The organism is Vibrio sp. 779(2023), from assembly GCF_033344285.1.
GTDB lineage: Bacteria > Pseudomonadota > Gammaproteobacteria > Enterobacterales > Vibrionaceae > Vibrio > Vibrio alginolyticus.
Genome location: NZ_JAWPOM010000141.1, coordinates 1 through 1,248 on the forward strand (window position 1 = coordinate 1; position 1,248 = coordinate 1,248).

1 pseudogene is annotated in these 1,248 nt (G+C 49.4%); it reads left to right on the forward strand.

From position 1 onward, the window contains the following. A pseudogene (locus R8O70_RS25575) lies at positions 1 to 1,248 on the forward strand (insulinase family protein); the annotation flags it as partial.

Genomic DNA, 1,248 nt, shown 5'->3' on the forward strand with positions numbered 1-1,248 from the left:
GACATTCGACTCAATACTCAAGACGAAATTCTGCCAAGCAACTCGATGGAGTCACCAAGCTTGCATTTGGTGATTGAACGCGGCGATCTTCGTCGCGAAACGGTCGAGCAGCAACACGCAGAATGGCGAGACGAAGTGGCCATTCAACTGATTCAACAGCGTTTGATCAGTCTTCTCAATGATGCCGCCGAGCCTTACCAATACGTTTATGCGCAGCCTTACTACTCGAACTACCAACGGCTGATGTCGGCGGGTATCTCATTTTCGCCTGACCGCCGTGAACAAATGCACCAAATTTTCATCAGTGCGTTGACGTCACTTCGCGATTACGGCGTGACACAAGCTGAGCTAGAGAGCATCACATCTAACTGGTATGGCGAACTGGCAAATCTTGATTCTGATTGGAGCAAACGCAAGCCAAATAGTTACGCGGAAGCGCGTATTTTCCAATTGGAGCAAGACAGCGTAAGCCAATCGAAAGAGAGTTATGCGCAAAGCTTGGCAGCTTTTTTGGATAAAACGACGCTAGAGAGCGTAAACGCGCAGTTAAAAGAGCTGCTGTCTAATCAACCAAGCTTTGTGATTGGCATGGGCAAAAGTGAAACGCAAGCGCAATTTGCTGATGTATTCACTGCGCTTAACAGCGCCTACCTACAAGCTGGTGAAAAGCCTTCGGGCATGAACGCCAAAGCAGAAGGCTTCCTGCAACCAGCAGAGGAAGGCAGCATCGTTAGTATGCGTCAAGCTCCGGGTGGTTTTCAGGTTTACACCTTATCAAACGGTGTGGATGTTTGGTTCCAAAAAGACGCAAAAGCCGGTGGCCGCGCTTACATCTACTTCACTAGCCAAGGGGGTAAAGCGGCTCTAGATAAATCGCTTTATCCAGCCTATGAACTGGCTGCCATGACCGCCGTTCGCAGTGGAGTAGGAGAGTTTTCTGGCTCAGAGCTGGATGCCTATTTACGTACGAACAACATCGCTTTTGGTCCAATACTCGAGCCAACAGTGCATGGCGGTCAGGTTACGACGCAAAAAAATCGTCTAGTTGAAGCTTTGAATGGCTTGTACAACCTTTCGACCGAAATCAAGGTTGATGAACGCCAGCTTGCCGCGGTGAAACAAGAGTTTAAGCAAGAGCGCAGCGCTTTCTTGGAATCGCCTATGGGTACGCTTATCCAAGTAGCGAACACCAGCGCTTATACGCCGGATAGTCGTCATCGTTTACTGAGCGGTGATGGTGCCGATACC